This window comes from Butyrivibrio sp. VCB2001, from assembly GCF_000423965.1.
Classification (GTDB): Bacteria; Bacillota; Clostridia; order Lachnospirales; family Lachnospiraceae; genus Butyrivibrio.
Window position 1 is genome coordinate 72,410 of sequence record NZ_AUIZ01000011.1, and the last position, 24,403, is coordinate 96,812.

The following is a 24,403-nucleotide window of genomic DNA, read 5'->3' on the forward strand; positions in this document are numbered from 1 at the left end:
ATATAGAAAGACAAATAAATCATATTAACCAAAGATCTTGGCATTCATATCATCTGCCAGTTCCTTAATGGTTCCGTCCTTAAACGGGCTCTTAAGTCCGACTTCGGCAAGCATAGGCTCGTAGAAGTCCTTGGCTGAAAGCTTGCAGAGCTGCAGGTAATGCTTCCAGGCATCCTGATAGTCTTTGTCCATCCATACCTTGAACTGCATAGCCACAACGCTGGCAAGAACATAATCAATATAGTAGAAAGGATTCCAGAAGATGTGTCCCTGTCTCTGCCAGTATCCTCCCTCTCCGAAGAACTCATCGCCGTCAAAGTCAAGCCATGGTCTGTAGGTCTTCTCAAGGTCTTTCCAAACCTGCTTTCTCTCTGCGGGAGTCATCTCAGGCTTGTCATATACAATGTGCTGGAACTCATCAACCATACATCCGTAAGGGATAAAGGTTACTGAATCCTGAAGGTGCATTGTGAAATAGTCATCTGCTCTGTCACCGAAGAACTTGTCCATCCATCCGTAGGTGAAGTATTCCATGGACATGGAGTGGATCTCTGCTGTCTCCATGGTGATGTCATTGTGCTCAACTATCTCATCGTTTCTTGTAACATAACCCTGGAATGCATGTCCGCACTCGTGGGTGATAACATCCACATCTCCGCTGGTTCCGTTGAAGTTGGCAAAGATGATGGGTGACTTGTACTTGGGAAGGAAATCCATGTATCCGCCGGCCTTCTTGGTCTTGCGTCCAAGGACATCGAAGAGCTCGTTCTCAATCATGAAATCAAAGAACTCTGCTGTCTCGGGAGAAAGCTCTTTGTACATCTCCTGTCCGGCCTTCATGATCTCTTCAGGAGTTCCTGTAGGCTTAGGATTACCGTTCTTAAAGAACATATCATTGTCGTAGTACTTAAGCTCGTCTACGCCGATCTGCTTCTTTCTCTGCTCCTGGATCTTGCATACAAAGGGAACAAAAGACTCTTTGATCTGCTTACGGAAGTTCTCAACCTCAGCCCTTCTGTAAGAGTTTCTGTTCATTCTGTTGTAGCCGAGTTCTACATAATTATCATAGCCCAGCTCTTTAGCCTGCTGTGTTCTGTTCTTGACCAGCTTGTCATAGATGTCATCGATCTCGTCGGTCACAGACATGAAGTAATCGGAAAGAGCCTTCCATGCACGTTTTCTGGTATCTCTGTCCTCACTGGTAAGGTACTTGCGAAGGAGTGAAATATTGCACTCCTCACCGTCGAACATGATCTTGGCAGATGCTATCAGCTTGTCATATTTACTGATAAGAGCATTCTCTTCCTGCATAAGAGGAAGGATCTTGTCATCGATTGACTTGTTGGCAAGCTCTATGTTCTTAAATGCTACCTTGCTGATCTTCTCCTCAAGGTAGGGTCTGTAAGGTGACTCAAAGAGTACCTTATTATAATCGTTTGCATACTTGGAGATCATAGGCGTGATCTCATCAATATAGTCGTTCTCTTTAGAATAGAACTCCTCTGTTGTATCTATGTTGTGTCTGAAAACTCCAAGCTTGATGTTTGTCCAGACATCAGCCATGAACTCATAATATTTTTTATGAAGCTCAAACTGCTCTTCACCGCTTTTTGCATTTTTGCTGTCTGCGATGAGCTGTTCAAAGAACTTTTTTACCTCATCCATATCAACTCTGTTGTATGGCATTTCTGAGCACTTCATATAGTAAACTCTCTTTCAAATTATTAAATTTCTATAAAAATCACCAAACCATTATACTGTATACGGGAACATTTAGCAAGGAAACTCTGTATAACTGCACCACGTTAAAGTCCAGTATCAGCCTTGCTTTCCGGAAGACTGACGAATCATGTCTTCGACAACGATGTCATAAATCTCTCCGACGGTGTTGCAATACTCCAAAACCTTCCAGGGCTCATTGGTATGGAAATGAATCTTAACAAGGTCTTCATCACCTGCAGCAATAAGGCTGTTCCCCTCAAAATTCTCGGTGATGTAATCTGCTATCTCATCCTCATCGAGGTCCTTGTCTCTTCTGTCAATAAGAAGCTGTGTGTCATAACGATATGCAAACTGATCGTCCTCTGCGTCGATTGAATTGATTCCCATTATTTTATCCTCCCTATTTGAATTTAAAAAAGCCAAGAATACTATTATATCAGATTTTAACTTTTAGTCTACGCAAATATGTCTTTTGCTCATCTGTGATGCGATAACTCTCCACAGACTTTTGTATTGCCTTATTATGAGTCCAGGGAGAAAGCCTCTTTTCCTCAATAAATGGAAGTATGCTCTCGTACTGTTTGGCAAGGGCTGTGGCGAAGTACCAGGCAATCATCATGTTGATGTAGTACTCATCGGAGCGGATCCCCGCGACCATCTCGGGGTATGACAGATCAAAGTCCTCATCAAGGAAATGCTGCATAAGCATTCCGATTCCAAACCTGACGGTATAAGTGTGATCAGACTGTAGCCACTTCTTTATATGGGAAAAGAGCTCTTCCTTATTTTTCTTAAATACCTTAGGCGACATCTGGTCGGAAGTTGCCCAGTTGTCCACAAAGGGAAGAAACTCTTCCAAAGCCTTCATGCACTCATCAAAATCTTTGATCTCAGATATGGCAAAGGCGTGGAGCTGATTCTCATCAAAGTATTTATGAGGAAGATCTCTAAAAAACTCATCAAGTTCTCCGGACTTATACAGCTCTTTTGCCAGCTTTCTGAGCGCAGGGGTTCTGATACCGATAAATTCCTTCTGCTCCACTGACGGTATGAGTCCCTGCTGAAAATCCCTGTATTTCTCATCCTGAAGCTCAAATAACTTTTCTCTGATGCCCTCAACAGTCATATTTTCTGCCTCCTTGCTCCTATGTTATCCATTCTACCAAAGAAATTGCCCGTTGTTACCATTTCGTAGTAATATTTATGAAGTATATTGGGGGAATGCGAGGGAAAAAATGGAAACACTCACAGGTAACACCTTTTATTTTGATTTTGAAGTTTCTCTGATGGAATGGCTGCAAAGCGTGCTGGGTCCCACAGGAGCCGGCATTGTTTCTGCATTTTCAGCCCTTGGCGAGGAATTTTTTCTTATACTTCTTTTAGCTTTTACCTATTGGTGCTATGACAAGAAATTCGGCGAGCACATAGGTTCTATCATGATTCTCGGAACCATAATAAATCCGCTTATCAAAAATATATTCTGGAGAAGACGCCCCTACTTTGACCACGAATCCATAACATGTTACAGGCCTCTTGATAAAGAGCATGATCTGTATGATATCGCAGCACAGGGCTTGTCTTTCCCAAGCGGTCATTCAACCAATGCAGCAATAGCGTTTGGCACCATCGCTCTGAAAGTCCGAAAAAGATGGGTTTCCATAATCTGTGGTATCATCATTTTCCTGGTAGGCTTTTCAAGAGTGGTAGTAGGCGTCCACTATCCCACCGACGTTCTTCTGGGATGGTTATCAGGTTTCTTTTGCATCTGGCTCATCACCTTCTTAAGAAACAAGGTCCCCGAGGAAAAGACCTGGCTCATCTACCTTGGGATATTCCTGGTATCATGTCTTGGACTTTTCTACTGCAAGACCACAGACTATTTCACCTGCCTGGGACTTGTGGGCGGAATCTATGGTGCCTTTGAGTTTGAAAAGAGATTTGTTCACTTCAAAAATACAAAAAATCCTCTGATATGCATTCTGAGGATTTTCTGTGGTGTTGCTATTTATCTGATCTTAAATGAAGTACTTAAACTGCCTTTCCACAAGGAGTTTCTTGAATCAGGAAATCTACTTGCGGGTGTTGTAAGGAGTGTTCGTTATCTTATCGTGTCCTTTGTTACAGTCGGCGTATATCCTTTCTCTTTCAGGCTCATAGATAAGTGATGTTTCCTTACGCAAATATCATTCCAAATATCGGTGAGAGCACGATCATCACCATGGAAAAGGCAAAAGAGTTTACTGACATCAGCGTTGCTCTCTGGTCTGACGGGATCATTGTGTTCAGCAGTATGTCCGTCCTTACCTGGACGAAGTTATCAGAGAAAGCTCCGATAAAACCACCTATTATCATAAGATAAATATTCCCCGTAAACACAGAAGCAAAAGCTAACATAACGCCGATTGTCGCAATGATCCCAATCCTTCTGTATCTCTTTTCCGGAAAATACTCCGTCACTTTAGCTCCTATTGCTGCTCCCATTCCCATGATAAACAATGCAGGTCCGAGCCAGAAATTACTGAGCCCCATCAGCGGGAGTTTGGCCTGTAAAAAGAAAAGTATCAGTATGTCCACTGCACCTATCAGGGAGTTGAACAAAATTATGAGTCTGGCCTTTCTGTTATGTCTAATGAAAGCCGCACTTTCCGAAATTACCTTTTTAAATCTGTCAGAGGTCTTGCTGACGTTTTGCAGATTTGTCTTTACATCGACCAGCGAAAGAGCTATGAGTACCGAGATAGCGCCAATTACTGCATCTATCATGTTAGCTCTTTTATATCCAAGGAAAAGAGCTAATCCTGCAAGGAGCGTACCTACAGAGCCAAATATCTGATAGATCATAAGGTCTGTTGATGCAAACTTATCATACTCACTCTCTATTCCGGCTTCTTTGAGACTGTCATAGGCAAGAGCCTCTCTGGTTCCCGATGCCAGGTTATAACTGAGTGCATTTACCGCGATTGCCAAAGCCACCGTGAAGAAATCTTTAGATACTATCATCAGAAGAGATGAGATTATCACCATTACTCGTCCGGCCACCATGGTCTTTCTTCGGCCAAAGACATCTGAGATAACTCCGGAAGGGATCTCAAATGTAAGGCTGGTTATGTGAAAGATGCTCTCTAAAAGACCTATCTCTACAGTGCTAAAGCCTCTTTGAGCAAGAAGTGCCACCCAGGCAGCACCTGCTATGGCGAGGCCTGCTACGGCGTCTATTCCAAGTAATTTATTTATCTGTTTTTTAGCTGTTTTCTTATCCATAAAAAAATCTCCTTAATCTTTTGATCATTAAAAAGAATAAGGAGATAATGTCTCTTAATTTATTCCGACTGCTGATACTTATGTCGGTTATTACCTAAAAAAGAGCGCACTATCCCCATAAACAGCTAAAACGTTACCTTTCATCAGATGAAGGTTTACTGTTTTCCAGGTCATCTATGTGCTCTCCTTTCGTAGTTTTCTATTAGTCAGAATATCACTGTTTCCGAATATTGTCTATCTTCCGATGGTTCTTTTACAGGAACATCAGACTGACGCCAATAAGGATCTGTCCTGCATAGTACAGGACAATGTTGGAAATCCTAAAGCTCTCGCGGAACTTTTTTCCGAACGTGTTGATGATAAGAACTATATCGCTGATCAGGAACAAGAAGGCTCCCAGGGCGAATATCGCCGTAAATGCCGAAGGCTTGGCAATCAGGTTACCTACTGCAACTGCGTTCATCAGCATGATGGCTCCGATGTAGATCACACCAAAAATCTCAAACGGCAATTTTGCAGAGATGATCTGGAAAAGCCACAGGATAAGAAGTCCTGCCAGAGCAAGTCCTATTGCAATGCATATCTTCCAGTTTGTGGACATCTCAAGGATTGCGATAAGGTACACAATGTGTCCGGCCAGAAAAACGAGGATGCCAATAAGAAATGCCAGCTGTCCTCTCTTCTTGAAGATGAATCTCAAGTTTAGCAATATGTCTGCTATAAATCCCAGAATAAGGCCATAGATAAGCAGTGTCGCCACATTGCCTCCGGGGCTGTTCAATAATCCGATCAGCACAAAGCAAAGAGATGCAAATCCCTTCCAGACATCAGCCGATACATATTTGTTATGCATTTCAGCTCTTAAGAATATCGTTGCAAAAACGGCACATAAAGCAGTTAGGATTATGACCTGCAGCATATTTTGTCTCCTTTACTTATATCAGGCTGTTGGATATTTACCGGGATCATTTTCTTCAGCCTGGATCCTCTGAATATGCCCCCAGGCCTCTGCATCAATCTCTTTTCCCGCAAAATACTTGTTACGATCCTCTTCCGTGATCTTTCTGATCACACGAGCGGGATTTCCTGCTGCCACGCACCACTCCGGGACATCTTTTGTAACTACAGATCCGGCGCCGATCACAGAGTTAGCGCCGATGGTAACTCCCGGGCAGATAACAACGTTTCCGCCAACCCAGACATTGTCGCCGATGGTGACATCAATCCCGTACTCATACATGGTATTTCTGGTGGCAGGATGAACCGGGTGACCGGCTGTATAAATGGCCACATTGGGCGCCATCTGAACATTATCGCCGATGCGGATCATTCCTACATCCAGCATGGTGCAGTTATAGTTTGCAAAAAAGTTCTTGCCGATCTCTATGTGAGTTCCATAGTCGCAGTAAAACGGCGGGTTAACCAAAGAGTTTTCTCCGATCTTTCCAAAGAGTTCTCTAATGGTCTTTCTGATGGAATCAAAATCCGACCTGTCCATTGTGTTAAGCTTCTGCGTGATACGACGGGCAATCTTCTGCTCCTCGAACACCGAGTCGTCGGAGATGTAAACAAGTCCCTGATCTCTTCTCTCTATGTTGCTCAAACTCATCTTCAAAGTCCCCCAAAGTTTATATACATAATTATACCATGATGGAATGCTCACCTACAGCAGTGGTGCGATAAATTTAAGCAGTGCTCCAATAACCTTGTAAGCGATTTTTTCATGAGCTATAGTCTCCCTCGTTACCTCGCGGCATTTCGAAAGTGCGTCATTATAGTCAGCTTCAATATCCGCAATACATGGCACCTTATAAAGATATGTTGCGCACTCAAAATGATGATAAAGGCTCCTGTAATCGAGATTTATGGTTCCGACAACAGCTCTTTTGCCATCACTGACACATACCTTGGCATGGACAAAGCCCGGTGTATACTCATATATCTTAACGCCGGAGTCAGTGAGTTCGCTGTAGTGAGATTTAGCAAGAGCGTAGGCAAGTTTCTTGTCCGGAATTCCCGGCAGAATGAGTCTTACATCCACGCCTCTCTCAGCCGCGTACTTGAGTGCTGTCAGAAGCTCGCCATCCAGAATAAGGTAGGGCGTCATAAAGTATACATAGTCTGTTGCCCTGTTTAGGATGTCCATGTAGACAGTCTCTCCCACTTTGTCTTCATCCAATGGGCAGTCGCCGTAAGGAACAACAAAGCCATCCGTCTCAGGGTAGCCTGTGGGTTCAAGGAACTTGGGATCAAATGAAGGCTCAGGCTCTGTGAGATTCCACATCTGCAAGAACATAAGGGTAAAGCTCCTTACTGCCTCTCCCTTAAGCATAACTGCTGTGTCTTTCCAGTGCCCAAACATCTTTTTGTGGTTTATGTACTCATCCGCTAGGTTAACACCGCCGTTGAAGGCAACCTTGCCGTCAATGACGAGGATTTTCCTGTGATCTCTGTTGTTGTAATGAGATGATAAAAATGGTGCAATTGGCGCAAACATCTTGGCCCGAATCCCGAGAGATGCAAGGCGCTTTGGATAGTCGTGGGGAAGAAGGGTTATCTCACACATTCCGTCATACATGACCCTTACATCTACTCCCTCCGCCGCTTTTCTTGCAAGGACTTCCAGGATCTTTCCCCACATGTAGCCCTCTTCTATAATGAAATATTCGAGGAATATAAACTTCTCAGCCTTTTCAAGTTCTTCCAAAAGGGCTTTGAATTTTTCTTCTCCAAGTGGGAAATAAGTGACTTCAGTATTTGTAAAGATTGGGAAATCTCCGCTTCGGTTCAGATACTTAACCAGGTCATCTGTCCCGTAAGGATCGCCCTTTAGTTTTTCTATGACTTCGCCGTCCTGAGGAACAGCATTTTCAGAGAGTTTTATCATCTCCTCAACTCTCTTGCGCGTTCTTCTATGACCGATATTGGATGTGGTAAAAGCTAAAAGTGCAACGCCAAAAAGGGGCACCAATGCAATAACCGCCAGCCATGTCAGCTTAGCCGAAGCATCCATTCGATTATTGAACAGATATATGACCATTGCATATGCAAATATGATCTCAAGCACAGCGTAATAAGGAATGTACTTCTCAAGCCAGCCAAATAGCGTAAAATACAAAAAGACCTGTGCCAAAAGAAATAGAAAGATGAGTATAAAACGGCTGAAAAATATCCGCAAGATACCGAGTTTGCTGTGCGTGCTCAGCCTTATTCCTGCCTCTGAATCCATCATTCAAGCCTCCTTAAAGCAAGTCGGAATCTCTTTTACGCCTCTGCTCATGCAAAGCGCCGATGAAGCACCTGTGTATGAAAGGGGATTGCCTTCTATATCTGTCACAGTGCATCCTGCTTCCCTGGCGATGAGTGCTGCTGCAGCATAGTCCCAGATCTGTATCTTAAGCTCAAAGTATAGTCCGCACCTTCCGATGGCGACGCAGCACATATCCCAGGCTGCAGTTCCGGACCTCCTTAGGTCTACACACAGAGGAAGGAGTTTCTTTGCTATGTCAAAAGACCTATCTCTCAGTTCCTCATAATATGGCGCAGTGCCAAAGCATGAGAGCTGCTCGGAAAGTGGCGCCTCGGAGGACATTATCCTCTCGCCGTTCATATATGCGCCTTCTCCTGCAATGGCTGAGAACATCATGTCATCGTAGGGGTTGTAGACTACCGCCATGTAGGGCTTTCCGTCTTTCAGAAGGCCGATGGATACTACTGAAGGTCTGTATTCATATATGAAATTGGAAGTTCCGTCTATAGGGTCAATGACAAAACAGAACCCTTTTGCCATCTTGGCTGAGAACTCGTCCTGCCCGTCCTCTTCTCCGAGAAACTCTGCTTCCGGAAGAAGCTCTTTTAACCTGCCTACAAGAAACCTCTGAACCTTCTCATCCGTCTCGGTCACAAAGTTTGCATGTCCTGATTTTTCCATGATCTTGGGCCGTTTGGCTGTGAGTAGGATATCTCCTGCCTCCCTTGCTACCTGCTTGATGTCTTCTATTGTCATTTTGTGGTGGTTCCTTTCCTGTCAGTCTGTGTATTCCTTCAGTACGTCCAGTCCCAGCAGCAAAGCCTTTTCATGAGACCCTGATCCAAAGTCTCTTACGTCATATTCATGAACATTTGCAAGAGAATCAGCCGTAAAGAGGAACTGGCCAAAGCTTGCTCCGCGCTTTCTGCATACTGCGGCAAGTGAAGCACACTCCATTTCAACAACAGAGCATCCTTCCTCTAAACGATATTTTACCATGTCTTTTGTCTCTCTGAAAAATGCATCCGTAGTCCAGGTTGTACAGGTCACAAATGGAAGATCATGTTTACTAAAACACCTCTCAATTGCTTCCACGGGCTCTTTATCCAGCTCGATATATCTTGAAGCCGGAAGATAGTGATAAGATGTGCCCTCAGCCCTGAGAGCTTTTGTCGGAACAATAAAGACATTCTCAGGAAGATCTGCAAGAACTCCACATGATCCTACAGCAATTATCTTCTCGCAGCCGCAGCTTACGAGGCAGTCAATGAGGGAAGCAGCTCCCGGAGCTCCTATCAGAGACTGTACAAGGCATATATCCTCACCATCTTCATGAAGAACATATATCTCAACGGTATGTGAAACCGTGATGAATTTCTCAACAATTTCTGCATTATGCTCCTGCGCAAATTTCGGAACTACATCGCCAAGAAATGTAAACAGGCACTTCTTCGGAAGCCGAAGATCCGGCCAGTCGTGGTTTGGAGTTATTACTTCAGCTGAGTGATCATCGTATTCAAGTATTGGTATCTCGTTCTTTATTATCATTTCATGTCCTCCCTCTGCTTATATCTGCTTATAAAAACAGGACCATATTTATCTCATCGAAGTATGTGCCGTCTTTGAGTTTAAATGCTCTAAGAATCTTGCCCGTCTCTTTAAATCCCATCTTCCTGTACAGGGCAAGGCCTCTTTCGTTGTCTTCATATACTCCCAGCTCAATTTGCTCAAAGCCCATTTCTCTTGCCTTTGCGATTGCCTTTTCCATCAGGATCGTGCCAAGTCCGCACCCTGTGTACTCCTGAGTCAGTGCAATTGCCAAATCGCATCTGTGCTTTAGTTTGATATGGTTTCTGTTTCGGGAAATTGAGCAGTTGCCAACAGCTCTTTCGCCGTCAAACGTTGTGAACCATACACGATCCTCAGCTTCAAGCACGAAGTTTATGATCTCTTTTTCTTTATCAAGTGTTGTCTGAATCTCCTCGGGGTATCTTACAAGGAAGTGAGTTTCCTCTGCAGTCTTTATCATGTAGTCCAGCATCGCCTGTGCATCTTTTTCCTCGGGGGATCTTAGTGTTAATTCTCTTCCGTCCTTTAATGTGATTGTCTCTTCTTCGATTCTCATAATTTCCCTCCTTTTGTATAAAAAAAGACCTTACCAAATGTGCTTGATAAGGTCTAAATCATACATAATACTTTCTACACTGAAAGTTCTACCTCATCTCGCATGGTAAACAAAACTCCTGAAAAATATTCACGAGCATTGCCAAGACCATTCTGTTGACGAGATGTGTATTTGTCATATGGTGAACTTTCCTCCGAGATAATTAGTTGTAAGTATAAAGGGCGTATTATGAGTTGTCAATACAATTTTCAGTATATACGTTATTTTTACTGACAATTTATCACTTGCCACAATATACCTTGATTGCCTGATAGACAAACTCTGCAGTTCCTTCGCCGCCCATCTTGTCGATGTTTTCGGTGAACTCTCCGCCTCCGGCGTACATCTTGCCCAGGCTAAAGAGTATCTCATCGGTGCAGTGGTAGAAATGCTCAGTGATGTAGGACTGAAGCTTCTTAACCTGAGCCTGGGGCCTAGTAGATGCAGGATCTTGCTCCTTCATGGCACCAAACTCCTCAAATATCTTCATAAAATCAGCCATCATATCTGCCTTTTCAGAATCGGTGCGATTCTTATCCTTTTCTTCAAACTCTTTGAATTCGGGAGTCTTTCCCCACTGCTCTTTTGCTCTTTTTGCGTATTCATCAATTTTACTTATATCAAATGCTTTAAAATCCAATTTTCTCACTCCTCTCAGTTTTAGTCCTTTGCACATATCGATCAGGTTTTCGATGTGCTCCTTCTTAAGTTCCAGGAGCCCAATCTGCTGATCCAGTGCTTTCCTCTTGTCAAAATCAGATCTGGTCACAATTTCCTTTATGTCTTTTAGCGGAAACTCCAGCTCCCTGAACAGTAAAATCTGTTGCAGCTTCTCCAGGGCTGCATCGTCATACAGCCTGTATCCGGCCCCGGTATACTCCGCCGGCGCAAGAAGCCCTATTTTGTCATAATACTGCAAGGTGCGTATACTCACTCCTGTCAGTTTACTTACTTCATTTACTGTCATCATGGCTTTCATCTCCTTCACGTGTAATTATAGCTTAAACTATTACGTAACGTCAGAGTCAACACTTTTATGAAAAAAGAGGTTCAGAATGAACCTCTTTAAAGTATATTGTTCAGAATCAGTGCGATTCCTGATACGATCAGCAGGATGATCACAATCTTTTTTACTACCTGCTCACTTATCTTCCCGGCGCTAAACATTCCCGCAAAAAGCCCGACAAGCATGAATGGTGCAAGCACCAAGGCTCTTTTCAAGGCAGCAACAGTGAGGATTCCGTAAAAGAGATAAAGACCTATTCTGAAGGTATTCTCAATCACAAATACTGTGCAGATGTTGGCTTTGAAAGACTTCATATTATCTGTCGTCCTTCCAACATATGCACCGAGCAGAGCTCCGACTCCAAAGAGTCCACACAGAAAACCTGACAGAATTCCTATTATCGTAAGCAGTATCTTCGAGCTCTCCATCTTCTTGTGGAACAATTCCCTAAGCAGCATCTCTATGCCGACAATTATCACCAGCACTCCGAAGATTATCTTAACCACTGTAACATCAACATTCTTCAGGAAAAGAGCTCCTCCAAAGCTTCCGATGATCACCATGACCGTTAGCGGAAGAACAATCTTAAGGTCTATCGACTTTCGCTCTTTCCAGCTTATTATCAGGTTTGTCGGATATCCAAGAACTAGCTCCAAAGGAGAGATATTTATATTAGCTGCCGTAAAACTTAAAATCGACGTAAAAACCAGAGTATTTGCGAATCCGCAAAGCCCCTTAACATAAAACGCTGCAAGCGTTGCAATAATCCATGATATCATGTTGCAATTCCTTATTTGAAGTTAATTTCCATGGTCTCATATGCACTTAAGCTTCTACATAATAATCGATGAGTCCATATATCCAGCTGTCCAGATTGGAAAAGGTATAGCCTATACCTCTTGCCTTTTCGGTATTGAAGCTCAGTGTATCTGTCAGTCCATTGTAGGGTGCTGCGTCACCTGAAGCACAAAGAATCGCAGTCTTGCCAATCTTCTTTTCAGCATAATCAATGATCTCCGAAATCTTGATGACTCCGTTTGAGCATCCGTTCACAGCGCCGTCACATGGGTGATCAGCAAGGTATGCGATGAACTCCCCGGCTTCTTTTTCATGGATAAAAGACATTGCTCTGTCCATATCATCAACGTACATGGGACTTCCGTTCCTTATATGATCAACGTAGAAACGAAGTCGCCCGGTATAGTCATTCTCTCCCAGGACAACAGGATATCTCACAAAGGTGCAGGAAGCTTCATCCATAAACTCAAGAGCTGCACGCTCTGCATTTCGCTTGGTCTCGGGATAATCAGGAAGTCTGTCCTGCCATTTCAGAGGATTATCTTTTGTTATGAATTCCTCTTCTCTGATATCCGCATGATCTTCATGATAAACAGAGCAGCTGGACATCTGAATATATCTGTCACAGGATGCGTTCTCCAAAAGAGCTTTTACGTCATTGGAGCCATAGGCAATCTTATCAATTATTACATCATACTTAAGGCCGCTTAAAGCTCTTTTAATACTTTCAGGATCTGTCCTGTCAAAGACTACATTCTTCACTTCTCCTGCAAAATCCGCCTTGGCATTTCCTCTCGTGGCAATTGTCACATCATGGCCGGCGGACAGTAGTGCATTGACCATTGGAATTCCAAAAAATCTGGTACCACCCACAACAAGTATTTTCATAACACGCTCCTCTTTCCCTTCAGCTCAAAACATAGATCATGATTGCCTGTTGAACTTTCAAAAGATTCTTTTTAAATTCATATCCAACAAAGAAATCTGAATCAATCACATCCGCAGATACTTCCTCTCCGCGATAAAATGGAGGACACGGGTTCAGGATCGCATTATCATTTGCCATCTCCATCAGCTCTTTTGTCACCTGATAGTTCTTAAAATCCTCCAGCATACTTGGCGGAATTGAATCTGTGCAGACAATGTCTTTTCCTACGATCGCACTCTCAAGGCTCGCATCAAAAGAAGCTCCGGGAATCCGGTATTTGTCCGGTCCACACTGAGTTAGCGAAAAGCCAAAGGCATCCGATGCCTCTTTCCAGGCTCTGCCAATGTTTCCATCGCCACCGACAAATAAGTATTTATCGCCAAGGTAATCCTCTCTGATCCCCGAAAGCGTGTAGAGATCGGACATCATCTCGCAGGGATGGTTGTCATCTGTCATGGCATTAATGACAGGGGCTGACATTGCATCAGCCATCCTGTCAATCATGCTAATATCCGGATAGCGCACTATAACAGCATCTGCCCAGTTCTGCAGATATCCGCACACATCCTTTATTTCTTCCTTCTTGTCCAGTGTCTTTGGGTCGAACAAGATGGACTGGCCACCGAGAAGATATATTCCTTTTTCAAAAGACACTCTGGTTCTAATGCTGGATGCAGGAAAGAACATAACTATGGTCTTTCCCTTAAGGAATCCGTCATACTCCCCGATGGTATCGGCAATCTCAAATATTTTTAGCAGATCTTCTTTTTTGTGGTCGGTAAGTCTTATAAAAGATTTCATTACATATACCTGTTATTGTTTTTCTTATAGGCTTTTGCCCACTTGGAAATCTCTTTTTTCTTGGCGTAGTTCCTGGTATTCTCTGAGCCAAGGTTCTTGTACAGCGCATATCTCTCAGGGGAGAGCTCTCCGCTTGCGATGGCTGCTTTAATTGCGCATCTGGGCTCAGTCTCGTGCCTGCAGTTACTGAATTTGCACTGACATTCCAATTCTACAATATCGGAAAAGGTATCATCAATACCTTCAGCGGTGTTTGCCATGCCTATTTCGCGCATTCCGGGAGTGTCAATAAAGCAGATCCCGTTTGATGTCTCGATAAGCCTTCTGATGGTTGTAGTATGGCGTCCCTTGTCATCATCCTCTCTGATCTCTGAGGTCTTCATGATGTCCTCCCCTATCAGAGTGTTGACAAGCGTTGATTTTCCGACACCGGAGGAGCCCATGAGGCAGATCGTATTTCCGGGGATCAGATATTCTCTGAGCTCCTCAAGGCCAATGCCATAGATCGCTGAAATTGCATGAACTCGCACTTTATCAGAGATCTGCTCCACCTCACGCACATATCTTCCTGTGTTGTTGCAGAGGTCGGATTTGGTAAGGATCACGACAGGAGTAGAACCACCCTGAAGTGCAATGCTTGCGTACCTCGCTATGCGGTTGTAGTTGTAGTCCTCATTAAGGGATGTGACAATAAAGCAGTAATCCACGTTGGAAACCATGTACTGCATAACTCCCGTCTTGGCCTGGTCGGGCCTTTGCAGGAAGCTCGTTCTCTCACATACAGAGAGGATCATTGAATCCCCCTGTCTGTTATAGCGAAATGTCACATAGTCTCCCACTACCGGAAGCTTGTCTGCATCTTCTCCGTAAAAACTGCCCTTTAGCTTTGCAGGGATTTCCTGTTCCCAGAATTTTATCATGTAGCTGTTTTTGCTTACCTGTGATATTCTTCCGAGTTTTTCTTCATGAAGCCACTGACATGAAAGCTTAAGAGGCTTGTAATACGGGAATTTATCCGTAAACTCTTTTATCTCCTCTTCATCCTCGCACTCCTCGAAAACAGGTGCCTCGTAGAATAATCCGTGAATATCTTCAAATCCGTCGTTAAGAGGAAGTGCCATAAACGCATCTGCATTTCCAAATGCCGGATGATGGATATCAAAGTTGTCGCAGGTTTTAAAGCCGTGCTTAGGATAATACTGTGGCTCTCCGCAGATTACGATCCCCTTGTATCCTGCTGCCACGGCAAGAGAAATAGTCTCTTTTAACAGCGCCGCTCCTATCCCTGCGCTAAAGCATGTAGGCTCTACTGCCAGAGGACCGAAGGTCAGGACTTCGTGTTCTTTATCGCCATCCACAACCTTAGCCTTCGAGTAATATATTGCTCCAACTATCCTGCCATCAAGCTCTGCAACGCGGCTAAACTCCGGCAGATATTCATCAGCACTGCGGAGCTTATGCACCATCAGATGCTCGTTGCATCCCGGGCCGTGAATGTTCCAAAAAGCGCGCATGGTCATCAGTTCTGTATCGTAGTAGTCACTTGTAGTTTCTTTTCTGATTATTAAATTATTCAATGTTTTGTCTCCTTGATTATGTTTACTAATTCATGTTGTTTTCAGTTTTAGTTATTAGCCATAGTATGGAGACCTTGTAGACAGCGCAATAAAAAAACCGCGACAAAAATGCCACGGTCTAAATACGCTATATAAACGCCTTGCAGATATCAGAAGGCATAAACCGAGGTCATCATACTATATTCATTTACAATCTCTGTTCTGTTTGCACTCATTATTATGATTACCTCGCTTTCCTTAAGATTTTTATTACATTACACAGAGTAACAAATGTGCGCTTTAAAGTCAACGTGTTTTTTAGTTCGTCAAAATACCAGCTTCTGTTTCATCTCATTATATTTTTCAGAAGTCATAAGAGCAGTTTCATCCGTGCCCTTAAGTGTTACCGTATATGTCCATCTGCCGTACACCTCAAGCTTTTTGACTGCTTCCACTCTGATTATGTACGACTTGTGGCATCTCATGAATTTGTCAGGATCGAGTTTCTCCTGTATAGAAGAAAGAGATGACGACGTAAGGAAGGTCTCATCCTCCGTCACTATCCTGCTTATGCCATCGGTCCTCTCGATCATTATGATGTCCTTCGTATCAATGAGATTTATCTCTTCTTTTCCGCGGATGACCAGCTTGTCAAAAGAGCCTTCAGCTTTAGCCTCAGTTTCTTTTTCCGCTGTCATACTCTTTATCCTGCCAAGTGTCTTGCCTATCCTCTCAAGATCGAAGGGTTTGACGAGATAGTCAAAAGCGTATATCTCAAAGGCATTGGCCATATACTCGCTGTGGGCTGTCGCAAAAACTATCTTCACCTTGGGATCGACTTCAGTAATAGCCTTGGCACATTCAAGGCCGCTCTCACCGGACAGGTCAATATCCATGAAGACAACATCGGGGCGAAGCTTGATAAAGTCGCTGATAGCCGCCGCAAAATTTCCGCAGGAGGATACAACTTCGCAATCGGATGTTTTCTCTATCATCTTCTTAAGAATATTTCTAATCTGTTCTTCATCCTCAACTATCATTACCCGTATCATAACTTCGCCCCTTCAAAGTTTATTATTTCTTGGTCTCGACATATTCAGCGATACTGTTGCCGATATCGTTTTTCATCTTGGTATCTGCCTGGACATTTTTAAGATTGTAGTAGTCAAGCACTCCGATATTTCCTGACCTGAGGGCCTCTGCCATTGCTCTTGGAATCTCTGCCTCTGCCTTGACAACCTCTGCCTTCATCTCCTGTTCAAGAGCTACAGCCATTGCCCTTCTCTCCTCAGCCTTGGCCTGAGCAATCTTGGTGTTGGCCTCTGCCTGAAGACTCTGGAGGTTAGCTCCGATGTTTCTTCCGATATCGATATCTGCTATATCAATGGACATGATCTCGTAAGCTGTGCCGGAATCAAGTCCCTTTTCAAGTACAACCTTTGAGATATCATCAGGATTCTCAAGAACGCTGCTGTGAGTGATTGCAGAACCAACAGTAGTTACGATACCTTCACCTACTCTTGCAAGAACAGTTGCCTCACCTGCACCACCGATGAGTCTGTCGATATTGGTCCTTACAGTTACACGAGCCTTAACAAGAAGCTCTATACCGTCTTTTGCTACTGCTGCGATCTGAGGAGTTTCAATAACCTTGGGAGTAACGCTCATGGTTACGGCTTCAAATACATCACGTCCTGCAAGATCAATAGCAGATGCCTGCTCAAAGGAAAGGTTCATGCTTGCTCTCTCTGCTGCTATAAGAGCATTTACAACATTGTCTACATTTCCGCCGGCCAGGTAATGAGCTTCAAGCTGATTGGTTGTAACATTTATACCTGCCTTGGTAGCCTTGATGAGCGGACTTACAATCTTTACGGGTTTAACTCTTCTAAGCTTCATTCCTACCAGGGAAAAGATACTGATCTTAACCCCACTGGCTACTGCTGAAATCCACATTCCAACAGGGATCACAGCAAAGAACACGATCAAAAGTATGATTACAATTGCTGCTATTATAATAGTTGTCATCATTTTATTTCTCCTCCTCTACAATTATCCTGTTGTCTTTTACTTCTGTTATAACAAGAGCAGAATCTTTTTTTATGTAATAATTTGCAGATTGAATATCCAGCTTGACTCCATCAAACTCGCCCTTTCCTGCGGGCTTTAGGTCCGTTATTGCAACTCCCTTTTTCCCGATAAGATACTCCATATCCTTTTCATCGATAAACAGGTTCTTGCCGGGCAGGTCTTCATCAAGCTTGATGGGTGACTTTATCTTTTTTGACCCGAATATCACTATGCTTATCACGAGCATTACTGCGATTATGACAATGGCTATGACGCCCACTATCACTCTTTGCTGCATGCTGTTTCCGGTCAGAAAGATGCCGGCTGCGGTAAAGATGATACCTGCTATTCCCGGAAAGCCAAAGCCGGGCATATAGAACTCGACACCTATCAGAAGTATTCCTATTATCAGGACTATAACTCCCAATATCTGAACTGCTCCCATAATCATTCTCCTTTTCCAAAGCTTACCGTAAATACTGTCTCCTCGTCATCTGACGAAAGCTCAATATCTCCACTGTTCTTACCAAGAATCTCGGATACGATCGCAAGTCCCATTCCATGGCCTTCACCTTTCTTGGTTGAAAAGCCTCTTTTGAAAATGTTATCTCTTATATCTTCGGGGATCTTCGGACCATTGTCATCCACGCTGAAAATATATCTCTCAGGGGTTTCCGTGATCTGCACTCTTAGCTTCTTTTCCTCGCCAGTGGAATCCTCAAGTGCCTTCATGGCATTGTCTATCAGATTGGAGAGAACCTTGCACAGCTCCCAGTCTTCTATGGCTAGTTTTTTCAGATCTGATTTTACATCGACCTGAAATTCGATGCCCTGTGCCTCAGCTTCTGCCATCTTGGCTGCCAGGAGTGCATTTATAGCAGGCTTTGACGTCTTTACAGCTTTTCCTGTTTTTAGCAGCTCCTTGTAAACTTTTCTGAGGTACGAATTCATTTCATCGTATTCCTCAAGTTCCATCAGCCCATATACAATCTGCAGATGGTTAAGGTAGTCATGTCTGTCCATTCTGAGTTTGTCATTGAGCCTGCACAGGTTATCGACGCTTTCCATAAGTGCATCGTTCCTTGCGATCAGCTTCATGTAGTTCCTTACAAGGACAGCAATACAGGCAATGAGTATTACAACCAATATGACAAAACCGATAAGATAAAAAGATGAGTCTCCCACAACCGCCTCCGTTATTCTATATACCAATCATAGCATCGCTGCCTTTTTGGACAATTCATATCCTCTCAATTATACAAAATCCCCACTGAAATGACATAAAATGAGCCCCAGGGACGGAGTCAGGGGCTCATTTTTGATCCCTGGGGACGGAGTCAAGGGCTCATTTTTACTTTTTCGCTACAATGAGATATCTGTGGATGGTTCCCTCGACGAAGCCGCTTTTATCAATCTCTTCCTGCATCTCAAGGAGCCTGTCAAAGCACTTCTCTACTGAGAATCCGGGGAACTCCCACTCTATGATGCGCGCAAACCAAACGAATGCTCCTACATCATAAAACCTGATGGGTCTGAACACCTCTTCTCCTCGAATCACTTCAAATCCGGCTTCTTCAAATTTCTTTTTCTGGATAGCGAGTTCTAACTCCGAGAAGGGCTCAGGTGTGCCGGGAAGAACCATCTCCACCAGTTCCCTGTCGTTCTTGCCTCCCACCTGCTGCGTGATGAATATTCCGTCATCCTTAAGAAGTCTGTGTATCTCCTTGGGGTCAAAGCTGCCGTGTCTGTTGATCATTATGTCAAAAGAGCTGTCGGCAAAAGGAATGTCTGACTCATTATCGCAAGGTTTGAAATCAATCCCGAGGGGTAAAAGAGTCTCTTTGCACAGCTCAACGTTTGGCGGAAAGCCCTCTGTTGCTGCTGTGTTCTTGTAAGGGTGTCCCAGCGATAACAGGAACTCTCCGCCACCTGTATCAAAATCCATAAGCTTCATGTCAGGATCAAGGTACTCCTCAATTATCTTCTTGTAATCCCAGGGAAGATCGTCCTCCTCTTCGTATCTGTCATGGATGTGAGAAAAGTCCCAGCCGTGAATGTGGGCGATCTTCTCCTCTGCTTCCCATTCTTTTCTAAGTTCATTTATTCTGTCTGTATTCATATTTCTGTAATCCATTTTTCTGCCTCTTCTCTAGTGTGGAATGTTATCACGTTCTTGTCCTTATATTGGAAAAAGAGCTTGTAAAGAACCGGCTTGTTTTCTTCCTCATAGTTCTTAACCAGCCCCACAAGCTCAGGATCCAGCTTATTCTCTGTCCATGGCATATCAGGACGTTCCTGCCCTACTCTGCCTATAATGCCATCCATGCAGACCTGCTCACCGTAATCCAGGAAAAAGACTGTATCGCAGGCTGCAATTCTCTTTTCATAAGTTCTGCTGTAATCTCCGTCAATGATCCAACTATCGCGGCTTACAAGGTCAGATAGTTTCTCGTCAAACTCATCCCTGGAAATATGGGTTCTGTCTGCCTTCCACCATATGTTATCCAGATGGTACAACGGAAGATCTGTTTTCTCATGGAGTTTAATTGAAAAGGTGCTCTTACCACTTCCCGAGCACCCCAGTACAAGTACTTTTTTCATTTCTGCATATTCTCCCACTCATGCCGAAGGAGCCTGTACTCCAGGCGGGTTTTCATCCTGTCGTCATGCCACTCATAGTCGATGTGCTCAGCTTCTTTTATAAGCCCACTTTTTTGCATAACTCTCTCAGAGCCGATATTCTCAGCCAGGCATCCGGTTGTTACTCTGTACACGTTGTCCTTGGTGAAAGCAAATTCAAGTACCTTCTTCACTGCCTCGGACATATATCCGTTACCCCAGAACTTCGGATATGTGAAGTATCCCAAATGAACAAGCTTGCCAACCGGAGTCGTTCCTGTAACAGTGTATCCGACGCTTCCTACCTGCTCATGGGTATCTTTAAGTTCCATGTGCAGGAAATAAAACTCTCTGTCATACTTCTCCATATCTGCAAGCACGTCTCTGAATTCTGCCCTGGCATCATCTACTAAGTCCAGCCTGATATCCTGCATATAGTACATGGTCTTATCATCGGTTTTTAATCTGTAGTAGGCGTCAAAGTCGCTCTCAGTGTAGTCTCTAAGGATCAGCCTGTCTGTCTCAAGATTAATCATCAGGTCTTTTCTCCTATTATCAAATCTTCTTCAGGTAAAAATACTTACAAAGCTTAGGATCCCTATCCTCTCTCACAAACTCAAGCTCATAGCCCAGCTTTTTATAAAACTCCGGTGCCTGAAATCCAAAGGTAGTGAGTGCGATTTTGTCATAACCTCTTCCTCGGTAAGTCTCTTCAACAGCTGCCACAAGCCTGCTGCCGACACCGGCTCTTCTATACTCTTTTCCGATTATCAGGTCACCTATATGAACCTCGTTGTAATATGCTCGTCCCGTAATGATTCCTGCTATCTTTCCATCATCTTCTGCTGCGAAGGTAAATTCCTCAAAGTTCAGCGCCACATCACAGTCCACAGCATAATCCGTGAACTCCCTGTTGATGAACTCTCCAATCTTTTCGTTATCCTCTATTTGTCTTATCTCCATAGTCAGCTTCACAACTCCTTTAATAATCTCAGCACTCTGAGATCTCTTTTTATCATGACCTCGTCAAAAAAAATATCGCTGGAATATATGTCATTGGCTTCGATTGCAGTATCAAGATCTACTATGCGCAGCACAAACTCCGCATCGCTCTCGTAATCATCAAGTTCCTGCCCTACCAGCTCGTCCTCTACATCGCAGAAGTAATAAAAGTTCTCCTGTTCGAAGATAGTATCCTCTCCCCGATCACTCTTTTGCCTGCGAAGGACACTTCCGAATTCCCTGATGCTCTCGGGGATGACAACCATTCCGACTTCCTCTCTGACCTCTCGGATAAGAGCCTGTCTTTTGTCCTCATCATCGTGTATTCCGCCGCCCGGGAATTTGTAGTACTTCTCCTTCTGGCTGTACACCAGCGCGATCTTATCACCCTTTCTGATGATTGCTCTTGCAGAGGGTCTTCGAAATACGTTGCCTGATTCCTTATAATCTTTTAAATCAATTTCAAAAAGTCTTTTCATGTTGATCCTCAATGTTTCCTTGCCTTAATGACCAGAAAATCCGGCTTATGGAAAAGATCTTTATGCTCCGGAAATTTCTTAAGAAGTTCTTCATCAGGCAGCGGCTCTACCATCTTCTCTATTACAAAACCGGCCTCTACCAGCGTATTTACTATCGTCGAAAACATTCTGTGGTACTTCTTAATGCCGTCTACAAACCAGGTACTCTCGTTCTCTTTCTCGATACCATAGTTCTTCAGATTGATATGTATCTTTTCACCGTTCTCATCTCTGGTCCAGCGATTGCCTGTACTGTGGCAGGTATTAAAGGGATGCTCCTGTGAAAAGATAAATTCGCCGCCGGGTGTAAGGAGGTTATTGACGTTCCTTACTACTCCTTCGAAGTCCTCAACATAGTGAAGGGCCAGTGAGCTTATGACCACGTCGAATTTCTCTGTTATTTGGTCTATGTCCTCAATTGGCATGAGACGATATTCGATTTTCGGATTGCTGTTTTTGGCCTTTGCCACTTCCAGCATCTTCTCTGAAATGTCAATGCCCACAACTCTGTCTGCACCTTTTTGAACAAAAGAGACGCAGTGCTCGCCATATCCGCATCCCAGGTCGAGAACTCTTTTCCCCGTCAGGTCAGGCAAAAGAGAAAACAGCGTCGGGATTTCAAAGAGGTCGTTGGCGTTGGATTCTTTTTCCCTTATTTTCTTGTAACCTTCAAAGAATGTCTCGTTGTCAAATATGTTCTGCTTGGGCATTTTCGCTCTCCATTCCCTGTTGTCTTTAGGCTGTAGCCACTTTCCTTATGTACCAGCTGTAGCCGTGGAAGATAAGGTTCTTTTTACTGTGCTCAAATATTGGCGCAAGAGACGTCTCTATCCATTCTCTGGCTTCATCAGCTGTTGTGCTTCCACCTTCGATCTTGGCATTCACATTTGACTGGATCAGCATGAAGTCCACAAATGATTCAAGACCAAATTCATACTCCATGTCATACTCAGTCTGCTTCTCCATCGTGAAACCATCAGGCAAATCCGCCTGAGTCCACTTGTTTTCCTTCCTGAAAGGTTTAGGAAATCTCTTTAGATACTCGTCCCGATACCATGTGGTGTAGGCATCGCTCCCGGCCATTCTGTCGGTGATTCCGAAATCATATATAACAAGCAGGCCTCCATCTTCCATGACATCAAACATATTTGCCATGAACTTTTTCTCGTCAACCCAGTTAATAACGCCTGCGGCGGTTACTATGTCGTACTTTGTATCGGGCATCTTTGTCTCTTCGGCCTTGGCAACATAGAAGAAATACGAAAGGTCTTTTCCATACAAGTCTCTACAGACTTCTACCATTGAGTCCGCGATATCGGTTCCTGTCACTTTGTCGCAAATGAGACGAAGAGCCTTTGTAGAAAGACCTGCTCCGCAGCCGACGTCGAGGCCGTTTTTGAATTTATATGCTGCGCCAAGATTGCAGTCTTTAAGCAGTTGTTCAATAACAGACTTGTGAAGCCACGGGCGCTTGGCGTATCCCAGCGCTATTCTCTTTGAGTCAAAAGACCTGTTATCCATTGCGCTTTCCTCCTGAGATGAACTTCTCATACTCATTAAGCGCAGCCAGCTCGCGCCTGTAAAGCCCGTAAATTGCTATGTCACTGTCGTGGTAGTCTTCGTATTTACCGAATATCTCCAGCGCCTGCTCAAGCGGAACCCATGCATTTGTGTAGCCTGCAAGCATTTCTGCTTCTGTAAGGTGCTGAACTCCTGTGTCTTCTATGAGTTCACAAATGTAGTAATGATTGATGTGCCTCCAGACGTCAAAGAGCTCCTCAATATCAAGATATCCTGTTATAGCCTTTGTCCTGTATCCGGTCTCTTCCAGCATCTCACGCTCGCAGCAATCAGCGTAATTTTCATGTTCTTCTACTCCGCCGCCGGGGATTATGTAAAGTCCACTCTTTGGCTCGTGGCACAAAAGAACTTTTCCATCCTTTACAAGTATTCCTCTGCAGGCATGACGAAGCGTCTCTACATGTCCAAGATAGTCATCATTTATAAGCAGCATCTGAACCGGAGAGCTATCTCCAAACTCTTTTATCTGCTCGAAAACCCGATTCGGTACTTCGCTCACGAACCTGCGCATCATATCTGCTTTATAGAATTTATGTCCGGACACATCAATAGGATCAGGAAGATTATACTGCTCGTCTATGAGATGTCTTTTCATCTTAGTCATGCACATGGCCTTAACATAGTCCTCGAAATCTTCCGCCTTTGAGTCTTCAAGAAGTCTCATTATCTCATCGGCGTCATCTATGTTCTGATAGAGCCATCTGTCTATTCTGGTTGATTCAGGGTAATAAGCTTTTTTGAAACCATCGTAGGTCATTGGAGGAATCATCTCTTTTTGCAGAGCTCGCCAGATAAGGAGGTCGTTCCAATAGTCTGTGAGACAATGGACAACTATTCCGATGTAGAATGCCTTTCGGATATTGTCATTTTCTTTTACCACATACTTGTTCCAAAAGGCTTTGATATTTATGATCCAGTTATCGTAGTTCTGCGTATCTCCCCATGGTCCGCAGTTCTCGAATAAATGGGAATGGATTTTCTTACTCAGGTAATCCTCGTCAAAGTGCACCGAATCAGGCGCTACACTTCCGAGAATGTATTCCGCTTTCCCCTCATCTATCCCCAATCTGTCTATCAGCTTGTACGCTACTTCCATGTGCGTAATCTGTCCCGCCATACTTTATCTC

At 43.9% G+C, this 24,403-nt stretch carries 28 protein-coding genes; 1 reads left to right on the forward strand and 27 read right to left on the reverse strand.

Features of this window, described 5'->3' with window-relative positions:
- Positions 1-24: 24 nt before the first annotated feature.
- The 3 genes from G589_RS0110735 to G589_RS0110745 all read right to left on the reverse strand — a co-directional run bounded on the left by G589_RS0110735 (position 25) and on the right by G589_RS0110745 (position 2,848).
- Entirely contained in the window at positions 25-1,701 is a 1,677-nt protein-coding gene (locus G589_RS0110735) for a M3 family oligoendopeptidase (protein ID WP_026522140.1), read from the reverse strand.
- A 117-nt stretch (positions 1,702-1,818) separates the two neighbouring features.
- Positions 1,819-2,109 (reverse strand): hypothetical protein, encoded by a 291-nt coding sequence (locus tag G589_RS0110740; RefSeq protein ID WP_022765559.1) that lies wholly within the window; start codon positions 2,107-2,109, stop codon positions 1,819-1,821.
- A 49-nt stretch (positions 2,110-2,158) separates the two neighbouring features.
- The gene (locus G589_RS0110745) at positions 2,159-2,848 is read right to left on the reverse strand and encodes a DNA alkylation repair protein (RefSeq protein ID WP_026522141.1); all 690 of its coding nucleotides are present in this window, start codon (positions 2,846-2,848) and stop codon (positions 2,159-2,161) included.
- Between the two features lie 109 nt (positions 2,849-2,957).
- Here G589_RS0110745 and G589_RS0110750 point away from each other — a divergent pair, with 109 nt between their 5' ends.
- Positions 2,958-3,887 carry a phosphatase PAP2 family protein gene (locus G589_RS0110750; RefSeq protein WP_026522142.1) on the forward strand — a complete coding sequence of 310 codons (930 nt, stop codon included), beginning with the start codon at positions 2,958-2,960 and terminating at the stop codon, positions 3,885-3,887.
- Between the two features lie 7 nt (positions 3,888-3,894).
- On the opposite strand, the gene G589_RS0110755 is transcribed toward G589_RS0110750, so the two are convergent.
- The 24 genes from G589_RS0110755 to G589_RS21660 form a co-directional block, all read right to left on the reverse strand.
- On the reverse strand, positions 3,895-4,983 hold the full coding sequence (locus tag G589_RS0110755) for an MFS transporter (protein WP_026522143.1): 1,089 nt from the start codon (positions 4,981-4,983) through the stop codon (positions 3,895-3,897).
- 253 nt (positions 4,984-5,236) lie between these two features.
- Positions 5,237-5,836 (reverse strand): lysoplasmalogenase, encoded by a 600-nt coding sequence (locus G589_RS0110765; protein ID WP_196811878.1) that lies wholly within the window; start codon positions 5,834-5,836, stop codon positions 5,237-5,239.
- Between the two features lie 87 nt (positions 5,837-5,923).
- A complete protein-coding gene (locus G589_RS0110770) occupies positions 5,924-6,586 on the reverse strand; it encodes a sugar O-acetyltransferase (RefSeq protein WP_026522145.1) in 663 nt (220 codons plus the stop codon).
- Positions 6,587-6,646: 60 nt separating this feature from the next.
- A complete protein-coding gene (cls, locus tag G589_RS0110775; RefSeq protein WP_081669006.1) occupies positions 6,647-8,215 on the reverse strand; it encodes a cardiolipin synthase in 1,569 nt (522 codons plus the stop codon).
- Positions 8,216-8,989: an inositol monophosphatase family protein gene (locus G589_RS0110780; protein ID WP_035775894.1), complete on the reverse strand. Its 774-nt coding sequence runs from the start codon at positions 8,987-8,989 to the stop codon at positions 8,216-8,218. It abuts the gene before it with no gap.
- Between the two features lie 21 nt (positions 8,990-9,010).
- On the reverse strand, positions 9,011-9,781 hold the full coding sequence (locus G589_RS0110785) for a nucleoside phosphorylase (RefSeq protein WP_026522148.1): 771 nt from the start codon (positions 9,779-9,781) through the stop codon (positions 9,011-9,013).
- Between the two features lie 28 nt (positions 9,782-9,809).
- Entirely contained in the window at positions 9,810-10,358 is a 549-nt protein-coding gene (locus G589_RS0110790; RefSeq protein WP_026522149.1) for a GNAT family N-acetyltransferase, read from the reverse strand.
- 280 nt (positions 10,359-10,638) lie between these two features.
- Positions 10,639-11,367, reverse strand: coding sequence for a MerR family transcriptional regulator (locus G589_RS0110795; protein ID WP_026522150.1), 729 nt, complete (start codon positions 11,365-11,367; stop codon positions 10,639-10,641).
- A 95-nt stretch (positions 11,368-11,462) separates the two neighbouring features.
- The gene (locus G589_RS0110800) at positions 11,463-12,182 is read right to left on the reverse strand and encodes a sulfite exporter TauE/SafE family protein (protein ID WP_026522151.1); all 720 of its coding nucleotides are present in this window, start codon (positions 12,180-12,182) and stop codon (positions 11,463-11,465) included.
- A gap of 46 nt (positions 12,183-12,228) precedes the next feature.
- Positions 12,229-13,089 (reverse strand): NAD-dependent epimerase/dehydratase family protein, encoded by an 861-nt coding sequence (locus G589_RS0110805; RefSeq protein ID WP_026522152.1) that lies wholly within the window; start codon positions 13,087-13,089, stop codon positions 12,229-12,231.
- Positions 13,090-13,108: 19 nt separating this feature from the next.
- The gene (locus tag G589_RS0110810; protein ID WP_026522153.1) at positions 13,109-13,930 is read right to left on the reverse strand and encodes an ornithine carbamoyltransferase; all 822 of its coding nucleotides are present in this window, start codon (positions 13,928-13,930) and stop codon (positions 13,109-13,111) included.
- On the reverse strand, positions 13,930-15,507 hold the full coding sequence (gene rsgA, locus G589_RS21185; protein WP_051192325.1) for a ribosome small subunit-dependent GTPase A: 1,578 nt from the start codon (positions 15,505-15,507) through the stop codon (positions 13,930-13,932). The genes G589_RS0110810 and rsgA overlap by 1 nt, the downstream gene beginning before the upstream one ends.
- Positions 15,508-15,812: 305 nt before the next feature.
- Positions 15,813-16,538, reverse strand: coding sequence for a LytR/AlgR family response regulator transcription factor (locus tag G589_RS0110820; RefSeq protein ID WP_026522154.1), 726 nt, complete (start codon positions 16,536-16,538; stop codon positions 15,813-15,815).
- Positions 16,539-16,560: 22 nt separating this feature from the next.
- Positions 16,561-17,517, reverse strand: a complete 957-nt coding sequence (floA, locus tag G589_RS0110825) for a flotillin-like protein FloA (protein ID WP_026522155.1) — start codon at positions 17,515-17,517, stop codon at positions 16,561-16,563.
- Position 17,518: 1 nt separating this feature from the next.
- Positions 17,519-18,001, reverse strand: a complete 483-nt coding sequence (locus tag G589_RS0110830; protein WP_026522156.1) for an NfeD family protein — start codon at positions 17,999-18,001, stop codon at positions 17,519-17,521.
- Between the two features lie 2 nt (positions 18,002-18,003).
- Positions 18,004-18,741: a sensor histidine kinase gene (locus G589_RS19650; protein ID WP_051192326.1), complete on the reverse strand. Its 738-nt coding sequence runs from the start codon at positions 18,739-18,741 to the stop codon at positions 18,004-18,006.
- A 166-nt stretch (positions 18,742-18,907) separates the two neighbouring features.
- A complete protein-coding gene (locus G589_RS0110840) occupies positions 18,908-19,690 on the reverse strand; it encodes a methyltransferase domain-containing protein (RefSeq protein WP_330366687.1) in 783 nt (260 codons plus the stop codon).
- Positions 19,672-20,157, reverse strand: a complete 486-nt coding sequence (locus G589_RS0110845) for an adenylate kinase (protein ID WP_026522158.1) — start codon at positions 20,155-20,157, stop codon at positions 19,672-19,674. Before G589_RS0110845 ends, G589_RS0110840 begins: the two co-directional genes overlap by 19 nt.
- Positions 20,154-20,711 carry a GNAT family N-acetyltransferase gene (locus tag G589_RS19655; RefSeq protein WP_035775914.1) on the reverse strand — a complete coding sequence of 186 codons (558 nt, stop codon included), beginning with the start codon at positions 20,709-20,711 and terminating at the stop codon, positions 20,154-20,156. The genes G589_RS0110845 and G589_RS19655 overlap by 4 nt, the downstream gene beginning before the upstream one ends.
- 19 nt (positions 20,712-20,730) lie before the next feature.
- Complete coding sequence (locus G589_RS0110855; protein ID WP_026522159.1) at positions 20,731-21,138, reverse strand: GNAT family N-acetyltransferase; 408 nt, start codon at positions 21,136-21,138, stop codon at positions 20,731-20,733.
- An 8-nt stretch (positions 21,139-21,146) separates the two neighbouring features.
- On the reverse strand, positions 21,147-21,656 hold the full coding sequence (locus G589_RS0110860; protein WP_026522160.1) for an NUDIX hydrolase: 510 nt from the start codon (positions 21,654-21,656) through the stop codon (positions 21,147-21,149).
- An 8-nt stretch (positions 21,657-21,664) separates the two neighbouring features.
- Positions 21,665-22,405, reverse strand: coding sequence for a class I SAM-dependent methyltransferase (locus G589_RS0110865; protein ID WP_026522161.1), 741 nt, complete (start codon positions 22,403-22,405; stop codon positions 21,665-21,667).
- A 25-nt stretch (positions 22,406-22,430) separates the two neighbouring features.
- The gene (locus G589_RS21190) at positions 22,431-23,216 is read right to left on the reverse strand and encodes a class I SAM-dependent methyltransferase (protein WP_026522162.1); all 786 of its coding nucleotides are present in this window, start codon (positions 23,214-23,216) and stop codon (positions 22,431-22,433) included.
- Entirely contained in the window at positions 23,209-24,393 is a 1,185-nt protein-coding gene (locus G589_RS21660; RefSeq protein WP_081669009.1) for an NUDIX domain-containing protein, read from the reverse strand. Before G589_RS21660 ends, G589_RS21190 begins: the two co-directional genes overlap by 8 nt.
- Positions 24,394-24,403: the final 10 nt, after the last annotated feature.